The 608-nt window shown below is 52.8% G+C and carries 1 protein-coding gene; it reads left to right on the top strand.

Translation table 11 applies throughout. The annotated features are described in order from the left end of the window. A partial coding sequence (locus HMPREF9141_RS12385) for a VapE domain-containing protein (protein ID WP_007369119.1) occupies positions 1-608 on the top strand: 608 nt, incomplete at both ends.

The following is a 608-nucleotide window of genomic DNA, read 5'->3' as shown; positions in this document are numbered from 1 at the left end:
CCTTAGGTTGTACGGAAATCCGCAAGGCGGGCAGTAACGAACCTTTTGTGGCAGCGGATGAACGGATGCGCAACACAATCGCCATCAAGGCACGCCTCGACGGGATTGATGTATGGGACAAGGACATCCGACGCTATACGGAGTCGAGGTTTGTCAAGAGTTTCAACCCTGTGGAAGATTTCCTGAATCGTCTGCGAGGACGATGGGACGGGAACGATCATATCAAGGCCTTGGCAGATTGTGTGCCCAATGACAACGACCGGTGGCCCGACTGGTTCCACACGTGGTTTCTTGCGGTGGTGGCACAGTGGATGGGACTGGACACATCGCACGGCAACAGCGTGGCACCGCTGCTCATCTCACGACAGGGCTATCGGAAGTCTACCTTCTGTAAACGTTTGCTGCCCGAAGCGTTGCAGTGGGGCTATAATGACAATCTTGTCATCAGTGAGAAGCAGAATACGCTGCGGGCAATGACACAGTCGTTACTGATTAATATTGATGAGTTTAATACGCTGTCTGCCAAGACGCAGGACGGATTTTTGAAAAACGTCATGCAGCTTGCAAGCGTGAAACTCCGTCAGCCTTACCGCCAACAGCAAGTCACG

Origin of the sequence: Prevotella multiformis DSM 16608, from assembly GCF_000191065.1 — a bacterium.
Classification (GTDB): domain Bacteria; phylum Bacteroidota; class Bacteroidia; order Bacteroidales; family Bacteroidaceae; genus Prevotella; species Prevotella multiformis.
Note: the sequence above shows the minus strand (reverse complement) of the source record. Positions and strands in the feature narration are given on the sequence as shown.